This window comes from Secundilactobacillus silagincola (assembly GCF_002583405.1).
Lineage (GTDB): Bacteria > Bacillota > Bacilli > Lactobacillales > Lactobacillaceae > Secundilactobacillus > Secundilactobacillus silagincola.
Window position 1 is genome coordinate 60,739 of record NZ_BCMJ01000006.1, and the last position, 19,181, is coordinate 79,919.

The window sequence follows — 19,181 nt, forward strand, 5'->3', positions numbered from 1 at the left end:
TTCAAGATATTCATGGTTAAACCACTTACTGAACTCATAAGCGCCCATGTAGTGATAACCTTGTTCATAACGCTGCCGATTGATATCCAAAAACAGGTTGTAGGCCCAACGACTACCACCAATATGACAATCAATCTGCCAGGCTTGTTTTTCAGTCGGCTTAATTTCGACTTTATAGGTGAGTAACATCAGGGGTTCCGCCTTATTGAATTTAATCACCAAGGTGAGGTGTCCCTCATATTATACGGGAAGGCTTTACCCCCAAAAGCCTTTTAATGAAATTCATATAATTCACTACATATAAGCTATTAGCTAATACGGAAAATTTAACGCCTAACTTTAACCTTGTGATATCTTTTACCAGACTTAAGACTTATAAGAATACGGAATAGTATAGAAGCACCACTTTACAAAGATTTATATCCTTTTACAGCAAAATAGTTACTGTTCATCCCTCCTTATGATTGCATCTCTCAAGTGAACACTGACTGGTCAGACCAACAAAAAACACCAGGGACCACGATGTCCGCTGGTGTTTTTAACCAGCCAGACAGCCCAAGCGTTTTCGCCTAGCTGTCTGACCAGTAGTGATAAGTGCCATGCTAATAGCATCTTCTCTAACTTACTGGTTGATAGCCAGGCTGGTTAAAGAAGAAGAAAAATCGCTGTGAAGTTGAACTTAAACGATTGACTAGCATAATATGGCACTCCCTTCTGTGTTTATGAGAGTATTTTAACAATATAATGAGAAAAGTGCAAGCTGTAATTTTACCCGACGGATCTCCTCAACCAAACAGATCAATCCAGCTCAATATCATCATGATTTTCTAGCGAACTGGACTGCATACTGCGTGCGCGGCCACTTTGCAAAAGATAGATAGCAAACACCACTAGTGCTGAACCCAGGACTTCCACCCAGCTAATCTGCAATCCGAGAAAAACGACACTCAAAATAAAGGTGACGACGGGCTGTGCGGCATCTACAATGCTAATGACATCCGATGGCGCATATTTACTACTGATCAACAACAGGCAAAACGGTAAAATCGTACCTAAAATAATAACAGTCAGCATAGATAGCACTAAATTAGTCGTCAATGGTGGTGTGTGAACCCAAACCGGCTGATGTAAATTAAATAACAGGCCAGAAATCAGTGTCCCCCATCCTAAGATGAGAATCGGTGAACCACCCGCTTTGACGATTGGTCGCGGTAACGTCACGTAAAACGCCGCGGTAATGCCAGAACCAATTCCCCACACTAACGCATCTAGCGGAATCGCTAATTGCGACACGTTACCTTTAGTAATGGCTAAGAAAACGCCTAACATGGAAACCGCAAACGCAATCAAATCACTACGATAAGGTGCTTCACGTTTAAATACTAGACTACCCACCACGATGAACAACGGGCTAAGATACTGCAAAATCGTTGCCGAAGCAGCGTTTCCCGTTTGGACCGACATGTAGAAGGTCAGTAAGTTCGCGCTTAGACCAAAAACTGCATAGGCTAAAAGTGAGGCTGCTAAACGCCAAGACTTGAAAACTTTAAAAATATGTCCATGCGAGGTAAAGGTACCAATAATCATGAGCAGGATACCCGCTCCTAACGTTCGTGCCGACAAAAACCAAGCTGCTGGGATGTGCTGGTTTTGTGAGATATACTGCAGCACAGTACCCGAAATTCCCCACATCATTGAAGCAAGCAGGGCTAACAAAATTCCTCGTGTAACGTGACTTTTAGTCATCATAAAGCGTTTCTCCCCAAATTTAAAAATTCATTCTAAAAGAATACTAAACAATCATGAAAGGGATATGGGAATATGGAAAAATTTACCTTAATATCGACCTACACGTAAAAACCGGCTTACCAGTCCAAGTGAACTGATAAACCGGTTTCGTTAACGTTAAGATACTATTGTGCTGTTTCGACAAACTTATTCATGAGTAAAATGTTAACTACGGATTCTACCACTACCACTAAAGCCAAAACTCCCAGTATAGAAAAAGCAGCTCCCCAGCCTAATGAAAGGCCGTTCATTAGTGTGCCATAAATATTAAAGAACGCGGCTCCCAAACGAATAATCGCTAAACTAATGACGATGTATAAAATGCCGCGAATGATTCTTTGACGGCCAATGGGTAGAAACGCGTCAATACTCAGCATAATCAAATGAATTAAGGAGATTGTCGTCCAGACCATCATGATCGCAACTATCGCAATTCCAAGCGATACTAAGACAATGGCAATGCCTTGCCCAGAGTTTAAGCCGGATTCTGAGAAAATTTGTCCCATAATATCGGTGAAATTATTACCAGCTAGCAAAGTCGTAACTATTCGCAGAACTAATTGGACAACCATAAAGTACAGAAAACTAATCACAGTCGTGCATAAGCTGCCCAAATAAACTTTAGTATCGCTAGCCGGTATCAAACGGATAGAATCGTTTTGATAAACGTTTTCGTTAAACATTGACAATCTGATGAAAACAACGAAAGATGCCACTGAACTCCACAAAACGGTGTAACTCATCAAGCTAGCACCAAGGTTACCAGTGCCCTCTTGAAAGAACACATAGACTTCAGTCATAACAATTGCAATCAACATTAATAAAATAATGCGGTTCAATGATTTAAATCGGTCCCGCAGAAATGCAAGAATTAATGAAGTAAACTTAGTCATTCGAGTCAGCCTCCCCGTACAAACTTTCGTAGTAGTCTTCGATACTCTGTCCGCTTTCTTCACGAATTGTATCGGCAGCTTTGTGGACAACAATGGTGTTATCTTTTACCACCACAATTTCATCAAGAATCGGTGCAATTTCAGAAACGTAATGATCGCTAATCACCATTAATGAGTCGGCCGGCTTCCACTGAATGATGCTATTAATAATCTTCTTCCGACTCATGCTGTCGATACCGCTAAACGGTTCATCAAGTAAATAAACACTTGCCTGACGAGCTAAGGTTAAGCTGATTACCAATTTTTCCCGGGTGCCTTTTGATAAAGCCGATAACCGTTGTGATTCATCCAGTTTCAAAAATGTAATCATTTGATTATATTTCTGTTCATCAAAATCCGGATAAACCTGCTGGTAAAAATCTTTGACCTCACTGATCCGTTTGTTAGTGGCCATCCCACCTAGTGGATTACTGTAGCTAATTAAACTTTTACGCGTTGCCAGATCAGTTTTATCATTAACAGAAATGATTCCCTTGGCATTCTTAGCTACACCAGCAATCAAACGCATAAGCGTGGTTTTACCAGCACCATTTTCACCCAGTAGACCGACAATTTTGTTGCCCGTTAATGACAATGAAACATCGGCTAAAATCCGTTTTAAATTCCTGCGGTAGTTCAAATTTTCAACTTTCAGTGTTGTCGTCATTTAAATCCCCCTGCCTTTCAATATATGCCGTTACTTCATTAACAATCTGTTCATCACTGATATTTAACCGATGAAGTTGATCATAGAGTTGCTTCAAGTAGCGGTCAATCAGTTCTTGTTTTAGCTGTTCAACAATTTCAGCGTTCGAAGTCACAAAATTACCTCGCCCGCGTTGCGAAATAACAACACCTTCATCAATCATTTCACGCAAAGCTCGCTGAACGGTATTAACGTTAACGGTCAATGAAACTGCAAGTTGACGGATTGCAGGCAACTTATCACCAGGTGCTAGTTGACCAGCAATAATTTGATCATAAATAACCGTTTTAATCTGGTAGTAAATGGGCACCTTATCGTCAAACTCCATGATGGACCCTCCCTTATTAGTGTACTATCTTTCTATTACACTATATCACCATTACACATAATTTCAATCAAATTTATTCAAATTACATAAAAAAGTCCTTGTAACATAACTGTAACAATTAATTTTATGATTAAAAAACAAAGATAGCTAAATGTGAATTTGATTATAATACAAGTGTTAAATTCAGCTGACTATGAACGCTTACATATCAGCAATGACGGTGATTCCCATTTTGATGTAGCAATTACCTTTAACGTAAAATACTAATCACAATCTCATATAGTTAGTGTTGTTAACCATTAATCTTTTCGTAACATTCTGATAATTGTTATGTCATCTTCACACTTTCTTCACATTTAGAGATTATATTATGACCATAGCCTAATATCTTAGTAAAGATATTAAGTGAGCTTTTTCATTTTACTCCTCCAAAGTAAAATTTATATTTCCGTGAACCCCATCACGAAAATGCCTACTCCTATAAGATCACCCTCCCCCGGGTGGTCTTTTTTTTACGACAAAATAAAAGATTCGCTTTGGTCATCTTTCTAGATACCATAGCGAATCTTTTATTTTGTCAAAACCTAGTTATCACAACAACTGAATCCTATTCACTGACACACCTAATGAGAGTGTACAATCAACTGTACTTTAAATACGTTCTAAGAATAAGAAACCCATAAACGATATGAATCACCCCAGACGCACACCGCCTCTTACCTAACTGTGGCCTCCAACCACCTTTAGGCTGATACTACTTCGTAATAGCTCCCCAGCTATGCTTTTCTAATGCTTCGTGACATTTCAACGCAATCATCAAATATGGAGTAGTATCTGCAACACTTGTAGTAAGCTTTTTCATTTTTCTCACCAGACCTACTGGTTCATAAATCCCCCGGAATTAAAGAATCAATCTTAAGAACAAAAAAGACCCATTCATTCGGCAAGCCTTAAGCTTCCGAGAACGGGTCGTGTCCTAAATAATATTAGAACTGAGCATTTAAATTAACTTTTTTCGTTCTTAACAACAAATATAATATATCACATAATTTTGATAATAACAAGCTTTTAGCGACATTATTATGATTAACAAGTAAGATTATGGCATAATTTCTAACCTTAAATTAACGATTTAAGAATTCCAAAGCCGTCTGGTAAAACGATTAACTTACCGCTACAAATGTACTTGTCATGCTAACTATAAGCAATAAAAGGATTAAAAAGCAGCCACCCCATTAGGCAACTGCCTCCATCAATTCAATTGTTCATGATGCTTATGCCGCTAAATTAGCTTTAGGTGTCGCAATAGTTAAAACATGAACAAACTACTGATACTTAACCCAATCCTCTCCTATTTTGTAAGGGTGAAACCGGATCAAGCCACCTTCACGTTCAACCATCACGTGTCGGGGTCCACCCTGCTTTTTCAAAACTGCTTCCTCCAAAATCAATCAAAACTTCCCGAATAAATTCCTAGATACATACCAACTATGCCAAATTAAAACGTTCACTAGATTCCCTAGCCTAAATTTTATCCCTCCTCCATAGCCAGGCTGATTTGACCCAGTAATCCCCCTTACCAGATCCATGTATTGGAATCGTCTAGCTTACGCATAAATATAACGATAATGATTGTCTCAGTCAAGTGTTTTGACTTGGTGGCTTATAAAAAAAACCAATCAAGTATTTTTTTATTTATCAGAATAATGCTTGTATAGCAAGCTTTTAAGACAGAACAATTTTCAAAAAAGGCCTTATTTTTTGAAACATTTATAAAAAATAGCATTTTTATATGGTAAAAATACCAAATAGTAATTTCATATTATTACAATAATTAACTTAACCAAGAATCCAGCCAAAAACGTTTTTGTGTAATGACTTCCGCGGCTGCTTCCGTAATTTTCTGAATTAATCTAAAATCTGAGTTCCGAGTAACTTTCTTATCTAGGTCGGTACGTGTCTGTTCATCAGTGACTACCCATTTAAGACCATCCATTTGTCGTAAGATGGCAAATAAATTCAGAGCAGCCACGTTTGAGTTAGTACTTATACTATCAACTAGCCAGGTCCGAGTTGCTACTCGTGCTTGTTCTGTTGGTTCGTAAATCACGTGTGGTTTTAAGTTGTTTTGAAAAATCACCCGTTCGACCTGACCACTCGCCAATAAGCCGTTACCAATACCATCATATATCTGATTAGCAATATCCCAACTAGTAAGTGGCTTTAATGCAGACTCCAAATCGCGATCTTGAGTTAAAGCCTCAGTTAACTGCTTAACGAATACCGATAAATAGTCCGGTAATTTAGCTGTTTTATCAAATATAACCTGATTACCCTCTTTTAATTGAATGGTATGTTCAGCCACCAAATCTAAAAATGCAGCCAACACAAAGTAAGATTGGCTGGTAAATCGCGTTCGTAACATTGGCTTTTTCCCAATTCGTTCCGTCAATAATAAATATTTTTCTGCAGTTGTTAATACCACTTCTAATCACTCCTCGAAAATAGCATAACACCCATATCTCCTAACGGCTATGAAGTAAGTTTAATTCCATGACGAAATCGCACTGATATGACATAATATGCCCCAAAAGCATCAAAATTAGAAATAGTTTCTACCTATAATAAGAGTCAGTGCACGCCCTCACAAAAAAGGAGCCCCCCAAATGACCGAAAAATATATCACTGAAGGATTAACCCTTTTGCCTAAACTGCCATTGCCAAAGCTTGATCAGACATTTGCCAGTCTTAAAAAATGGCGTACCCCATTGCTGGGAGTATCAGAGCAAAACAAGCTAGCTGAGCAAATTGATGCCTTTCAAAAAAGTGACGCGGTTGAATTACAGTCTTATTTAAATCAGCGCTGGGTTGAAACTAACGCCAATTGGTTATCACCCATCTTGCGTCACCATTATCTGAGCAATCGGCAACCCGTTCAAACAAAAACTAATTTTGGCTTCACGATTTCTCACGACAAACTACCTCATCAAGATCAACTCACCATAACTGCTAAACTGCTTCAGAACTTTGCTGATCAATATTTAAGCTACGTCACTGGAACGGCCCCCGTTGAAAAAGGCTCAGATGACAAGCCAATCGATATGAGCAGTTATCTGTCCTTCTTTCGAACACAACGGCAACCTGGCGTTGGACATGATTACTTGCAGAAAACCCGTCATACCGTAAATAACGTTGAAGCTACGGTTATTTATCATCAAACCGTTTACCAGATACGGTTGATCGACCATGCAGGCCGAGTATCAACCTTACATTCGCTTACCGAGGCTCTGACACAAATGATGAATAACCCCGATCCAGATACATTTTTTATTGGGGCCTACACCGGATTACCACGTAATGATGCAGCAAAATTACGACAACGCTTAAGTAGCAGCGAGCTCAATCAAGCCAATTTAACACGCATCAGTGACAGTCTACTGACTGTGACATTACTAGACCCCTCTCAGTCTTTAACGCCACAGTCGGTCCTTCTGGGCTCTCAAAATCGTTTATTCGATAAAACTACCCAAGTTATTGTAAGTTCTGACGCTCAAATCGGTTTTGCCTTTGAACACAGTCAGATTGACGTCCAAACCGCACTACGGCTCGTAAATTCAGTCGTTACAAAATTAGACCAAACGGCAGATCAATGGGATAGTAAGGGTAAGCCCCACTTTCAGCGACTTGAATGGCAACTGGACCACTATACTAAAGAAGCATTAAGTGAAGCTGATCGTCGAAATGCTGAAGTTGCTCAAGGACTAGAATTTGCTTCAAAAATCGTCCAAGCAGTCGGCGTTGAACAACTACAGGATCTGAAGGTAGATTCGGATGCGTTCGCTCAAATTAGCCTTGCGCTTGCCGAATACCGTATCACTGGTAGTTGGCGAAATATTTCAGAATCAACTTCCATGCGTCAATTCTATCAAGGACGAGCTGAAACGGTCAGCACAGTCACCCTCGAAGAGAAACAATTCATCGAAGTCTTTGCTGCAGGAGCGCGAGATGCCGCAACGCGACAATTATTTAATCAGGCAGTGACTGCCTTGGCTGCTCGAATGAATCTTATTCAGCAAGGTTTCGGTATTGATTCTCACCTGCTTGGATTGGCAACAATGATGTCTCAACATGGTGGTAAAGCAGCATTCCCTGACGCTGACGAATTCTTTCATTCGCCCTTTTTAAACCAACTAGTTAACGATTTCTTCTCAACAGTCAGACTACCAACTGATCTAATTGATACTTTTGTTTCGTCACCAGCTAGCCCTAATGGTTATACTATTGGCTACAGCCCTTTAAAGAATCAAATCGCGCTATCCGTGTCAGCCTGGACCTCAAATGATTTTGAAGCAGAAGAGTTACTTGCTGATATCGAAGACAGTCTTAGCACAATTTTTGCCTGGTTAACAGCTGAACGAAATTAGGCGAACCAAAGCATAAAAAATATCCATTCCCCCCGGAATGGATATTTCATTTCTAATTTAATTTCTAATTTAATTTTTAATCTTAACGGTAACTGTGTACTAAGCCATTAACATCTGGCTTTGATACGGATTGATCTCTGGTAGCGTAATACATCACACTGTGCTTACCAACGTTATGTTCTAAGCCTAAAGCGTGGCCAAGTTCATGTTCAGCAACGTTCGTCCGTTCACCCTTTGAATAGTGATAACGGTTGGCAACGTTAGTGAAAACGTATGATTTAGCACTGGCCATCACAGCCAAGCCATTCAAAGACTTGTTGTTATAATATGAAGAATAAGTAATCCCAACAGTTGAATCATTATTACCCATTGGTGAATTACTGGTTGACAAGGTAATATTTGCTTTACCAGTAGTTGCAACTAATTTAACCACACCGCTACGGTTCCAAACCTTAACAGCTGATTTCCAAACGGACTTGTAATAACTTGATCCGCTGGCGATTTTGTAGGTAATTGTCTTTGATTGCCAACGCTTAGCAGCTGGTGTCAAACTTGCTTTACCAGTAGCTGCGCCGCCATCGGCTTTTGCAGTGCCAAACGATGTTGCTGTTTTAACAGCTTCTGTAGCATCCGCGTCAGTGACCACCTTGGCACTGGCATGACTAGGTGTAGCAAAACTCAAACCTGCAACAACAGCGACAAAAGTCAACAATGTACCCATTAAACGATTATTCATATAAACTGAAAGTCTCCTTAAATTCTAAAGTGTCTCGACAATCAGCTTTTTCTAAGAAATTCTCCAAATATATAACACACGAGAGAGAGTCGTGTTGACGTCATAAATAAAATTACTAAACCATAATGCTTATGAAGCTTGAATCATTGTCCCCGTTTGTTAATTATTGACCCCCAATAACCAACGCAACGAAATGGACTATAGCACCTATTTTTAAACAATACCATTACAGTCATGTTACAAAAAGAAGCTCAAAAAGCAGATTGTGAAAATGTTATAACGTTTAGTGATTGGCTCCGAAGCCTAGCTTGATAGGTTTTAGAGCGGATACCTTCCCTTTTAAATTTAAAAATGGAAACAGTTTCATTTACACATAATTTTTTTAAAAAAGTTAGCCTTTTTTAAAAAAAGTCAAAAAATCGTGTATTTATAAGACATATATCATTATGTGTTCTTTTTAAAAGTTCACTCGTAAACTTCGGCTATTTGTAAAATCAAAAATATCCATTCCCCCCGGAATGGATATTTCATTTCTAATTTAATTGTTGATTTTATCGATAACTATGTTGTAAACCATTAACATCTGGTTTAGCTACTGATTGATCCCGTGTGGCGTAATACATCACACTCTTCTTACCAACGTTATGCTCTAAACCTAAAGCGTGACCAAGTTCATGTTCGGCAACATTAGTCCGTTCCGCTTTAGAATAGTGAAAACGATTAGCGACATTGGTGAACACGTAAGACTTGGCACTAGCCATCACAGCTAAACCGTTTAAAGACTTATTATTATAGTATGAAGAGTAAGTGATCCCAACGGTTGAATCGTTTTTACCCATTGGTGAATTGCTGTTAGACAAAGTAATATCTGCCTTACCGGAAGTGGCCACTAAATGGACAGCACCGCTGCGATTCCAAACTTTAACGGCTGATTTCCAAACGGACTTGTAATAACTCGTTTTGCTAGAAACCTTGTAAGTAATGGTCTTTGATTGCCAACGCTTGGCAGCTGGTGTCAAACTAGCTTTACCAGTAGCGATGCCCCCATCAGCTGCTGAACCAAACGATTGAGCGGTCTTAATGCCTTCAGTGGCATCAGCGTCAGTAACGATCTTAGCACTGGCATGACTTGGTGTAGCAAAACTCAAACCTGCAACGACGGCAACAAATGTTAACAACGTACCCATTAAACGATTATTCATATAAACTGAAAGTCTCCTTAAATTCTAAAGTGTCTCGGCTATCAGCTTTTTCTAAGAAATTCTCCAAAAAGTAACACACGAGAGAGAGTCGTGTTTGTCACAATAAAATTACTAAACCATGGTGCTTATGAAAATGAAATCATTGTTCCCAATGTTAATTATTGACCCCCAATAACTAACGCAACTGAAAGACTATAACATCAAGGATTCCGAAATACCATTACAGGTATATTACAAAAAAATTATGAAAACGATATTATGAAAACGTTATAACACTTATTTTTTGACAGTTAAAGCCTAGCTTGATAGTCTTTAAAACGGATACATTTTCTTGCACATTTAAAAATGTAAACAGTTTCAATTACAAATAAAAAATTTCAAAAAAAACGAATTTTTTTGATAATTACCAATTTTTTGTTCGTTTAATAGACACATATGATTATCTGTTCTATTTAATAACATCGTTGAAATCTAAAAAATGGCAACAAAAAAGCCTACTAATCACTTAGTAGACTTTTTTAAATTAGAAATGAAATATCCTTACCTTTTCAATGCTTTATCACGACTTAACGTTCATATAAACTTTGAAGGAGACATCAACAAAGTTCAACTACTGGTTTACTAATAACTGCACTGCCTGAAATTTATCTGTTATACAAACGGTATAACTTTACGAGCAATCGTTCAGATTACTGGGGGTCTCTGACTTATCATCAGAATGAGTTGATTGGGGGGAATCAACTCCATAGGGGTTCGAAAACATTCAAACCAAAAGGAACAATTAAGGTGAAACAACTAATTAAAAGACTCCAAAAAAAACAACGACCCAGTCAGGTCTCTCTCCTGTCCGGGTCGTGTCACTAAAAAAAGTTCTTAGTGCTGAGCAAATTTATTTAATTAGTTATCTCTAAATTTCTATGTCTAATAATATACAACATATAATTAGATTGTGCAAGGCTTTTCTCCAATTTTTTCATTTTTTATCAAAAAATTGATAAGCCTATTTAATATTGCATCTCTCCTATAACTCGATTAAGCTTTAAGCAACGCCATTCACGCTGCCTTTTAAATCTTTCAATAGGAGATAAAGATGAAAATCATTATTGCCCCAACTAAAAAAATGGTCATTAACACCAACGACTTTAACGTTCAAGGATTGCCACAATATATAGAAGAAACTCGTCAAATTCTTCAAAAAATGCAAACTTTGAGCTACGAAGATGCCCATACTATGTGGCGTTGCAGCGATAAACTTGCTCGCCAAAATTATAATTGGTTACAACAAATGAACTTGGACGCTCAGCTCACACCCGCCATTTTAGCTTACACCGGAATTCAGTATCAATACATGGCACCAGATCTCTTCACTGCACCCGCCCTAGATTACGTTCAAAGAAATCTCCGTATTCTGTCAGGTTTCTACGGTATCTTACGCCCATTTGACGGTGTGATTCCCTACCGACTTGAAATGCAGTCTGCAATTCAAGTTGCTGGCGCACACGACCTATACGAATTCTGGAGCAATAAACTGTATCAGACGCTTCATTTCGAGCAAGGTCCGGTTTTAAACCTGGCCTCTCAGGAATATGCCAAGGCAATCACACCCTATCTGCAACCAGATGACCGAATGATCAATGTCATCTTTGGCTCAAAAGTCAACGGTCAGCTAAAAGTAAAAGCCACGTTAGCCAAAATGGCCCGTGGCGAGATGGTACGATATTTAGCTGAAAACAATATCCACGATGTGGCAGCTATCACTCGATTTGACCATCCAGACTGGCACTATGATGTCACTCGATCAACCGATAGCGAACTTGTCTTCATCAACAACGAACGCCAACACTAAGCAATCTCAGTCCGTTTCTGATAGCTACTGATTCGTTTGGTGCGTAACAGGAAGCCATTGATACCATCTTCCAAATAAGCCTTTAAATATTGGTATTCTGTTTGCAAATCAATATTATCTTGATGATAGAGCCAGTCTCTTAACGAAAGAAATAGCGTACCACCCAGCGTTTTTTGAAGAAATTCGCAGTAGCTGGTATCAATACTAATTTTTTCAATTTTGCCAAGACTGGTAAAAATCTGTCCCACCATCGTTTTCAAATGCTCAATAATGACCGCTTCTGGCGCGTTTTGGACATCAAGCTTTAATACGTGCTGATAAAAGACACGGTTATTATCGAAGTAGGTCAGCATTGCCAATAAGGTCTGCGGCCAGAATTGATAATTGCCACAATACCTTACCGCTGCTTTGACCTCAGTGGAATAAATCTCAGCCAGCACATCGTATTTATCACGAAAATGATCATAAAAGGACTGCCGGCGCATACCAGTGACAGCCATGATCGTTGTGACTGTTATTTTATCAAATGGCTGTGAAACGACCAACTGTTTGGTTGCTGCCATAATTTTTGCTTTTGCTGTCGTACTCATGCCATTCGCTCCTTCAAACTTAACTTATCACTACGATACCATAAGAATGTAGCCTTGTGAAAATTAACGATTCAAGGCTATAATGGGGGAAGCAAATTTATTTGGAGGGAAAATCAAGTGACTGAAGAGGAAGAACAACCAGAAAATTTTGTTCCATCAGAACAACATCATATGGCAATTCCGTGGAAAGAATTCGCTCCAAACCAAAACTTGCCAATCAAGGATGCGCGGGTCAAGGCTCGGGCATCCGTTGTTGGTCGAATTGGCATCATGATGCTCTCTTGTGGAACTGGGGCTTGGCGTGTTCGTGACGCAATGAATACCGTTGCGCGCGTACTGAATTTAACCTGCTCTGCAGATATTGGATTAACTTCTATTAATTACACCTGCTTTGATGCAGGTCACAGCTACTCACAAATTTTGGCATTACCAAATACCGGTGTCAACACCGACCGGCTTTACGTCTTAGAAACTTTTGTCAAACAATTTGAGGAAAAGTACTCACATCTTACTATTCGTCAATTACACCATACATTAGATGATATTCAGCAAACACCAGGACACTATTCACCAATCGTGAAGGGTCTGGCAGCAGCCATCGCCTGTGCATCATTTATTTTTTTACTGGGTGGCGGCTGGATTGAAATGTTTTGTACCTTCGTTGGTGCCGGCATTGGGAACTGGCTTCGCGGTGAGATGGGTAAACATAAACTAACAACAATTTCCGGTATTGCCGTCAGTGTCGGTGTTGCTGAACTGACATACTTTTTAGCTTTTAAAGGACTCCAATTCATGTATCCCATTTCCGGCAACCACGAAGCTGGCTATATCGGTGCTATGCTGTTTGTCATTCCTGGCTTTCCGTTCATCACTAGTTTCTTGGATTTATCAAAACTGGATATGCGTTCGGGTCTTGAACGACTGAGTTACGCCATTATGATTACCAGTGTTGCAACGCTTGTCGGCTGGCTGGTAGCTCTGATCATTAATTTCCAACCAGAAAATTTCGCTTCACTGGGTTTAAGCCCGTTAATGATCTTACTATTACGGCTCCCCGCTAGTTTCTTCGGGGTATATGGTTTCTCCATGATGTTTAATAGCTCACAGAGAATGGCGATTACTTCGGGACTGATTGGCGCTGTGGCAAATACCTTACGACTGGAATTGGTTGACTTCAATACGATTCCGGCACCAGCGGCAGCCTTTTGTGGTGCGCTGGTAGCGGGACTGCTGGCTTCCATTATCAACCGGCATAATGGTTATCCACGGATTTCCTTAACGGTTCCTTCAATCGTAATTATGATTCCTGGCCTCTATATTTATCGTGGTATCTTCTATATTGGCTTAAATGAAATTGGTAATGGTGCGTTGTGGCTGACAAGGGCGGCATTGATTATCCTCTTCTTACCACTGGGTCTGTTTGTTGCTAGATACCTGTTGGATAAGGATTGGAGACACTTTGATTAAATCAGTGCGCGAAACAACTCGGGTAGATGCCAGAGTGTAAGCAAAGTAAAACGGTACAGTCCTGAACTGTGGGACTGTACCGTTTTACTTTGCTTACACGGCCGGCATCTGAGTTGTGTAGCGCGATTCGGCTATATAAAAGCAGTGAACTATAGAACTATAAAAAAGCACTAGCGTAATCCTCCCGATTACGCTAGTGCTTTTCCTTCAAGCCTATTCTTTCAAAATACCCTCTTTTTTAAACGTCGCATTCCGCATTAATCGATATAGTGTTGCTGTAACTGGTACCGCCAACATCATGCCAACGATACCTGCTAGCCCACTACCAACAGTAATAGCACCTAATACAAGAATACCAGGTAGGCCAATGGTACCACCCACCACTCTTGGGTAAATGAGGTTACCTTCAACCTGCTGCAAAACGATAATGAACACGACAAACAAGATTGCCTTAATTGGCGAAGTCACTGCGATGAGAACAAAGCCGACTACCCCACCGATCCAAGCACCAATCATTGGGATTAAGGCACTCACACCAACCAACGCGCCAATTGAAACGGCATCCGGGAATCGGAATAACATCATGCCAAGGGTACATAGCGCGCCAAGAATGAAACCTTCCAATACTTGTCCAGCAATAAAGCTAGAAAACATTTTATCCGTAACTTTCACAACATAACGGGTCTTTGCCACAAACTTAGCGGGCAAGAAATCATCCATTAGCCGGTTCAACCACCCGCCAATTTTCTCCTTACCGCTGATTAAATAAATCGAGAAAACAAAGGATAACACAAAATTAATCAGACCAGCGAAGATATTACTGAAGATTGATACGGTGGAACTAAAAAGACCGGATGCACCAGCAGTGAGGTATTTAGTCGCTTTCGTTTCAACCGACTGCCAGTTAAAGTCGGCAGTAGCTGCTGTAATGCGTTTGCTGATCGTATGGTCCTGATCGATTTGATTCAGCCAGTGGGTGACATCGTTCAAGGTACTTGGTAAGGTCTTAAAAAAACTATTGATGGCATCAACGAATTGGGGAATGACTAATCGCATGACCCCAGCAATTACCAGCACAATAATGAGTAGTGCAAATAAAATAGCCAACGGCCGTCGTGAACCCTGAGCCCATTTTTGACTGGCATGCGGCCACAGCCACTTTTCCAATTGACGCGACAGTAAATTAACGGCATAGGCCATTACACCACCTAAAATCAGCGGATTAAGCACTGAAATCAATTTACCAATCGCGCCAAAAACTTGTCCAGGATAAACGAGGCAGACCAGGAAAAGAGCAACCACAATACTAGTCCAGATCATTGATTTTTTTGAGATCGACATTTGAACACCCCCACTAGTAAAATAAACTACCTCTAGTTTACCTTATCCAGTCTACTAGACCAACTTTTTTTCAATCTACGTTAAAATAGCTTGGAAGCCTACCTGTTCATGATAAGTTTCCAAGCTATTCGAGTTTTAAATATAAAATGTATTAAACCAATTTTCCAACAACCGGTAAATTAGCCAAAACGGACTTCTTGTGAGGTGCTTTCGTGATCACTTCTGATAAATCCTGACCAGCAAGATTACCATGATGTTCGCCATTCTGCCAAGCCTCAACGCCCGTTACATCATAGACGGTACCGTCGACTGCAACGTACGCTTTGTGGCCATTCTTACCATCGTATTGTTTTAATTCTTCTTTAGTTAAGTTCACTGCCATGTTGTCATCCATCCTTTCTTATTTCACACGGTTAGTGTATCATTTATCGCTCGAAAAGTCAGTTAAAGTGACAGTCATTTGCCCTAAATATTGGCTTCGGCACGTTCTGACTCCGTGTGTAAACCAATTCCCGTAAAACCGCTGATCAATGACATTACTGGACACAGTAAACTGAAGAAAACGAATGGCAGGTAGGTCATGGTTGGCACGCCCAGTGTGTTAGCAAGGAAAACCCCACCGACGCCCCAAGGAACCAAGTAGTTTAGCACGGTGCCGCCATCTTCCAGCGTTCGGCCAAGCGCTGAACTTTCAAGCCCACCATTATTGAAGGTCTCCTTAAATGAACGTCCAGGTAAAATGATGGATAAGAATTGTTCGCCAACAAAGATGTTGATACCAATGCAAGTGGCTAAAGCAGCGGTAACTAGCTTAGCGTGTGAATTCAGATGAGCAGCCAATGGCGTCATCACCGCACTGACTAAACCGAAATTAACTAACAGCCCACCTAGTGAAAGCGTCAAAACAATTAGTGCCACCGTGGGCATCATGCTAACGATGCCACCTCGTGACAACAACAGGTTAACTTCGGCATTAGAAGTTTTAGCAACGAACCCATTGGTAATAATATTGCTGGCTTTAGTCACACCCAGTGATGGATTGTTAATGAACATCATAATGGCTGACACCAAGACGTTTAATAACATCGTTGGGATAGCCGCCATTTTGAAACCGGCGCAGACGAACACTAGGACGATTGGAATAAGCGCAACCCACGAAATATGGAAATCCTGTGAAAGTGCGGCGACAGTGGTATTAATTTTCGCAAAATCGGCATGGTTATGACCAAAACCAAGAAAGGCAAACGCTACGGTTGAAATGGCTGCAGCTGGAACCGTGGACCATAAAATGGTCTTCATGTGATCAAATAGATCCGTATCCACAACGGCGGCAGCTAAGTTATTCGTTTCGGATAGCGGTGAACATTTATCACCAAAAATTCCGCCTGAGATAACGGCTCCGGCAACCAAAGCTGGACTAAAGTTCATGGTGACCCCAATACCGAAAAAGGCGATACCTACAGTGGAAACTACCGTGAAACAGCTCCCCACCGCGGCGCCAACCAATGAACAAACCAGAAAAACTGTTGGTAAGAACCACTGTGCACTGATGGCCTTGAACCCGATCACCATTAACGTCGGAATAGTACCTGCGGCGATCCACGTACTGATCATAGCGCCAATTAAAATAAAAATCACGATAGGAATAATCCCCTTATCGATACCGTCCTTAATACCGTGATTGATATCATCCCAAGACAGCCCTTTGAATTTGGCCCAAAAAATGGTCACGGTGATGGCTAGTAAAACCGGAACTTGTGGTGATAGGCCCAAACCAATCACACCTAACCCCATAATGGCTAAAATAATCACTAACATAATAATGGCTTCTCTTAAACTCAATTTAATTTTTAACATCGTATTGATCTCCCTTTTATATTCTCTCTTTACCGCTAATCGCTTACTGGATCAATATCGTGCCATACCACCACTGCTTGTTCTCATCACAATCGCCTCTCCATAAAAAAATCGCCCCCATTGCATTCAATTGCAACAGGGACGATCAGACTCTACCGTGGTACCACCCAAATTGTGCACATCACTGTACACCACTCACCAGAAGATAATGGATTCTAGCGGTAACCATTGTCGACGTCTACGTATTTCGTCAACTTTACCCTGATTGGCTCGCAGCAACCGCCAACTTCCTGACACCCAGATAAAGTGCTACTTGTTTGTAAGTCCGACATTAAATATTAATTAGAATTATAACTGAATTTTTGTAAAATGCAAGTTATCCATTAAACTTAAATCAGTGATAGTTCTTCTGAAAGCACACTTTTCACTGCGAATCTGTGACATGCCATGATATGATCATTCTAGAAAGGGGCGAGTTTTTGATGCATATTTTATTAATTAACGGATATACTCCGCATCCCGATGCAGGTGGCAAACTAACCGAAACCCTGGTTGAAATCAGTCGAGAACAACTGTCCAAACATCATGAGGTTAAGCTCACCGAAGTAACCAATTATGATGCCGATGAGGAATACACCAAGTTCCGCTGGGCAGATCTGGTTCTCCTCTATTTTCCACTCTACTGGTATGCGGTACCATGGGGACTAAAACGCTATATTGATGACGTATTTGCGCTACACCGTTTTTATGATTCTGACGAAAACGGTCAACCGGTGGCCTTAATGCCCGGAAAAAAGTTCGGCTACGTGACGACCCTGGCTGCGGTCCAGGAAACCTATGCCCTAGGGAACCCACTGACCAAGGGACTCACGGTGGCTGATTTGCTGAAACCACTGGAAGTTACTTTCCGTTATGTGGGCATCGAACCTGCCAGCCAGTTTCATAATTGCGTTTTTTACGACGTCTACAATCCATCCGTGATTCCGCCAATCAAGCAGACATTACTCACTGAATTATCAAAATTAAATAGCAAATGATTCACAATCAGCCAAAAAGAACTAAGATAGTATTATATAATGAATAAAATAGATAAATAAGGAGTTTTTAATATGGCAAACAAAACATGGCTCATCACTGGAACTTCAACTGGCTTTGGTCGCTCACTGGCAACCTTACTAGCGCAAAAATCTGATTTAAACTTGGTGGCTACAGCTCGTCATACTAACCAACTGGACTATCTCGATCAATACGATCACGGTCAAATTCAAAAACTGACACTAGACGTCACTAAACAAGATGAAATCGACCAAGTGGTTAAGCAGGTCAACGATCGTTTTGGTAGCATTGATGTACTGGTCAATAACGCTGGCCTCGGTTACTTCGGTACCTTTGAAGAAAGTGACCGCGACGCCGTTCAGTATATGTTTAACGTGAACGTTTGGGGCTTAGTCGACATGACCCGGGCAGTATTACCGACCATGCGCAAACAGCGTAGCGGCGTTATCGTCAACTTTTCATCCATTGCCGGTCTTCGTTCATTCCCAACACTTTCGTTCTATCACGGTACCAAATATGCCGTTGAAGGCATGAGCGAATCACTGGCTCAAGAAGTTAAAGACTTAAATATTAAAGTCTTACTCATTGAACCTAGTGGCTTCCGTACCGATTGGGCTGGTCGGTCTTCACAAAAGACACTACCAACCACCCCAGACTATCAACAGTTTGCAAATTCCATTGAACAATCCAGCGCGTCTGCTCATCATGAAGCTGGTGATCCTAACGCTGCAGCCGAAATCATTTACAATCAAGTCACGAATAACTTTGATCACCTACCATTGCGCTTGCCACTAGGTAAGTTCGCATCCGATATGGCAATTGACAAGTACACGAAGTCCTTAGCTGACTTCAAGCAAGTCCGTGATACTTCCATCTCAGCCGACCAACCTGAAAAATAGGGGGAAATA

16 protein-coding genes and 1 pseudogene are annotated in these 19,181 nt (G+C 40.5%); 5 read left to right on the forward strand and 12 right to left on the reverse strand.

The genetic code is table 11. The features are described 5' to 3' along the window. Window positions 1-117: 117 nt before the first annotated feature. The 6 genes and pseudogenes from CES82_RS12790 to CES82_RS08305 form a co-directional block, all read right to left on the reverse strand. Window positions 118-189 (reverse strand): annotated as a pseudogene (locus tag CES82_RS12790) (hypothetical protein); the annotation flags it as partial. A 609-nt stretch (window positions 190-798) separates the two neighbouring features. After that, window positions 799-1,746, reverse strand: a complete 948-nt coding sequence (locus CES82_RS08285; protein WP_098825440.1) for a DMT family transporter — start codon at window positions 1,744-1,746, stop codon at window positions 799-801. 167 nt (window positions 1,747-1,913) lie between these two features. Beyond that, a complete protein-coding gene (locus CES82_RS08290) occupies window positions 1,914-2,681 on the reverse strand; it encodes a hypothetical protein (RefSeq protein WP_098825320.1) in 768 nt (255 codons plus the stop codon). Further along, window positions 2,674-3,387, reverse strand: coding sequence for an ATP-binding cassette domain-containing protein (locus CES82_RS08295; RefSeq protein WP_098825322.1), 714 nt, complete (start codon window positions 3,385-3,387; stop codon window positions 2,674-2,676). Before CES82_RS08295 ends, CES82_RS08290 begins: the two co-directional genes overlap by 8 nt. Beyond that, a complete protein-coding gene (locus tag CES82_RS08300; protein WP_098825324.1) occupies window positions 3,365-3,754 on the reverse strand; it encodes a GntR family transcriptional regulator in 390 nt (129 codons plus the stop codon). The genes CES82_RS08295 and CES82_RS08300 overlap by 23 nt, the downstream gene beginning before the upstream one ends. Window positions 3,755-5,588: 1,834 nt before the next feature. Continuing rightward, on the reverse strand, window positions 5,589-6,239 hold the full coding sequence (locus CES82_RS08305) for a hypothetical protein (protein ID WP_098825326.1): 651 nt from the start codon (window positions 6,237-6,239) through the stop codon (window positions 5,589-5,591). Window positions 6,240-6,420: 181 nt separating this feature from the next. On the opposite strand from CES82_RS08305, the gene CES82_RS08310 reads away from it, so the two are divergent. After that, the gene (locus CES82_RS08310; protein ID WP_098825327.1) at window positions 6,421-8,178 is read left to right on the forward strand and encodes a choline/carnitine O-acyltransferase; all 1,758 of its coding nucleotides are present in this window, start codon (window positions 6,421-6,423) and stop codon (window positions 8,176-8,178) included. A gap of 82 nt (window positions 8,179-8,260) precedes the next feature. On the opposite strand, the gene CES82_RS08315 is transcribed toward CES82_RS08310, so the two are convergent. Next, on the reverse strand, window positions 8,261-8,914 hold the full coding sequence (locus CES82_RS08315; RefSeq protein ID WP_098825329.1) for a matrixin family metalloprotease: 654 nt from the start codon (window positions 8,912-8,914) through the stop codon (window positions 8,261-8,263). Window positions 8,915-9,465: 551 nt separating this feature from the next. Next, entirely contained in the window at window positions 9,466-10,116 is a 651-nt protein-coding gene (locus CES82_RS08320) for a matrixin family metalloprotease (RefSeq protein WP_098825331.1), read from the reverse strand. A gap of 1,090 nt (window positions 10,117-11,206) precedes the next feature. On the opposite strand from CES82_RS08320, the gene yaaA reads away from it, so the two are divergent. Beyond that, on the forward strand, window positions 11,207-11,962 hold the full coding sequence (gene yaaA / locus CES82_RS08325; RefSeq protein ID WP_098825333.1) for a peroxide stress protein YaaA: 756 nt from the start codon (window positions 11,207-11,209) through the stop codon (window positions 11,960-11,962). On the opposite strand, the gene CES82_RS08330 is transcribed toward yaaA, so the two are convergent. Then, on the reverse strand, window positions 11,959-12,552 hold the full coding sequence (locus tag CES82_RS08330) for a TetR/AcrR family transcriptional regulator C-terminal domain-containing protein (protein ID WP_098825335.1): 594 nt from the start codon (window positions 12,550-12,552) through the stop codon (window positions 11,959-11,961). The genes yaaA and CES82_RS08330 overlap by 4 nt on opposite strands. A 171-nt stretch (window positions 12,553-12,723) precedes the next feature. Between CES82_RS08330 and CES82_RS08335 the strand changes: the two genes are divergently transcribed. Beyond that, window positions 12,724-14,019 carry a threonine/serine exporter family protein gene (locus CES82_RS08335; protein WP_098825442.1) on the forward strand — a complete coding sequence of 432 codons (1,296 nt, stop codon included), beginning with the start codon at window positions 12,724-12,726 and terminating at the stop codon, window positions 14,017-14,019. Window positions 14,020-14,232: 213 nt separating this feature from the next. Here CES82_RS08335 and CES82_RS08340 read toward each other — a convergent pair whose 3' ends face one another. The 3 genes from CES82_RS08340 to nhaC all read right to left on the reverse strand — a co-directional run bounded on the left by CES82_RS08340 (window position 14,233) and on the right by nhaC (window position 17,217). Further along, the gene (locus CES82_RS08340) at window positions 14,233-15,360 is read right to left on the reverse strand and encodes an AI-2E family transporter (protein WP_098825336.1); all 1,128 of its coding nucleotides are present in this window, start codon (window positions 15,358-15,360) and stop codon (window positions 14,233-14,235) included. A gap of 151 nt (window positions 15,361-15,511) precedes the next feature. Then, a complete protein-coding gene (locus CES82_RS08345) occupies window positions 15,512-15,742 on the reverse strand; it encodes a cytochrome b5 domain-containing protein (RefSeq protein ID WP_439959057.1) in 231 nt (76 codons plus the stop codon). An 83-nt stretch (window positions 15,743-15,825) separates the two neighbouring features. Continuing rightward, entirely contained in the window at window positions 15,826-17,217 is a 1,392-nt protein-coding gene (nhaC, locus tag CES82_RS08350; RefSeq protein WP_098825340.1) for a Na+/H+ antiporter NhaC, read from the reverse strand. A 482-nt stretch (window positions 17,218-17,699) separates the two neighbouring features. On the opposite strand from nhaC, the gene CES82_RS08355 reads away from it, so the two are divergent. Together CES82_RS08355 and CES82_RS08360 are read left to right on the forward strand one after the other, a co-directional pair. Further along, window positions 17,700-18,254, forward strand: a complete 555-nt coding sequence (locus CES82_RS08355; RefSeq protein ID WP_180245704.1) for an NAD(P)H-dependent oxidoreductase — start codon at window positions 17,700-17,702, stop codon at window positions 18,252-18,254. 72 nt (window positions 18,255-18,326) lie between these two features. Beyond that, window positions 18,327-19,172, forward strand: a complete 846-nt coding sequence (locus tag CES82_RS08360) for an oxidoreductase (RefSeq protein ID WP_098825344.1) — start codon at window positions 18,327-18,329, stop codon at window positions 19,170-19,172. Window positions 19,173-19,181: the final 9 nt, after the last annotated feature.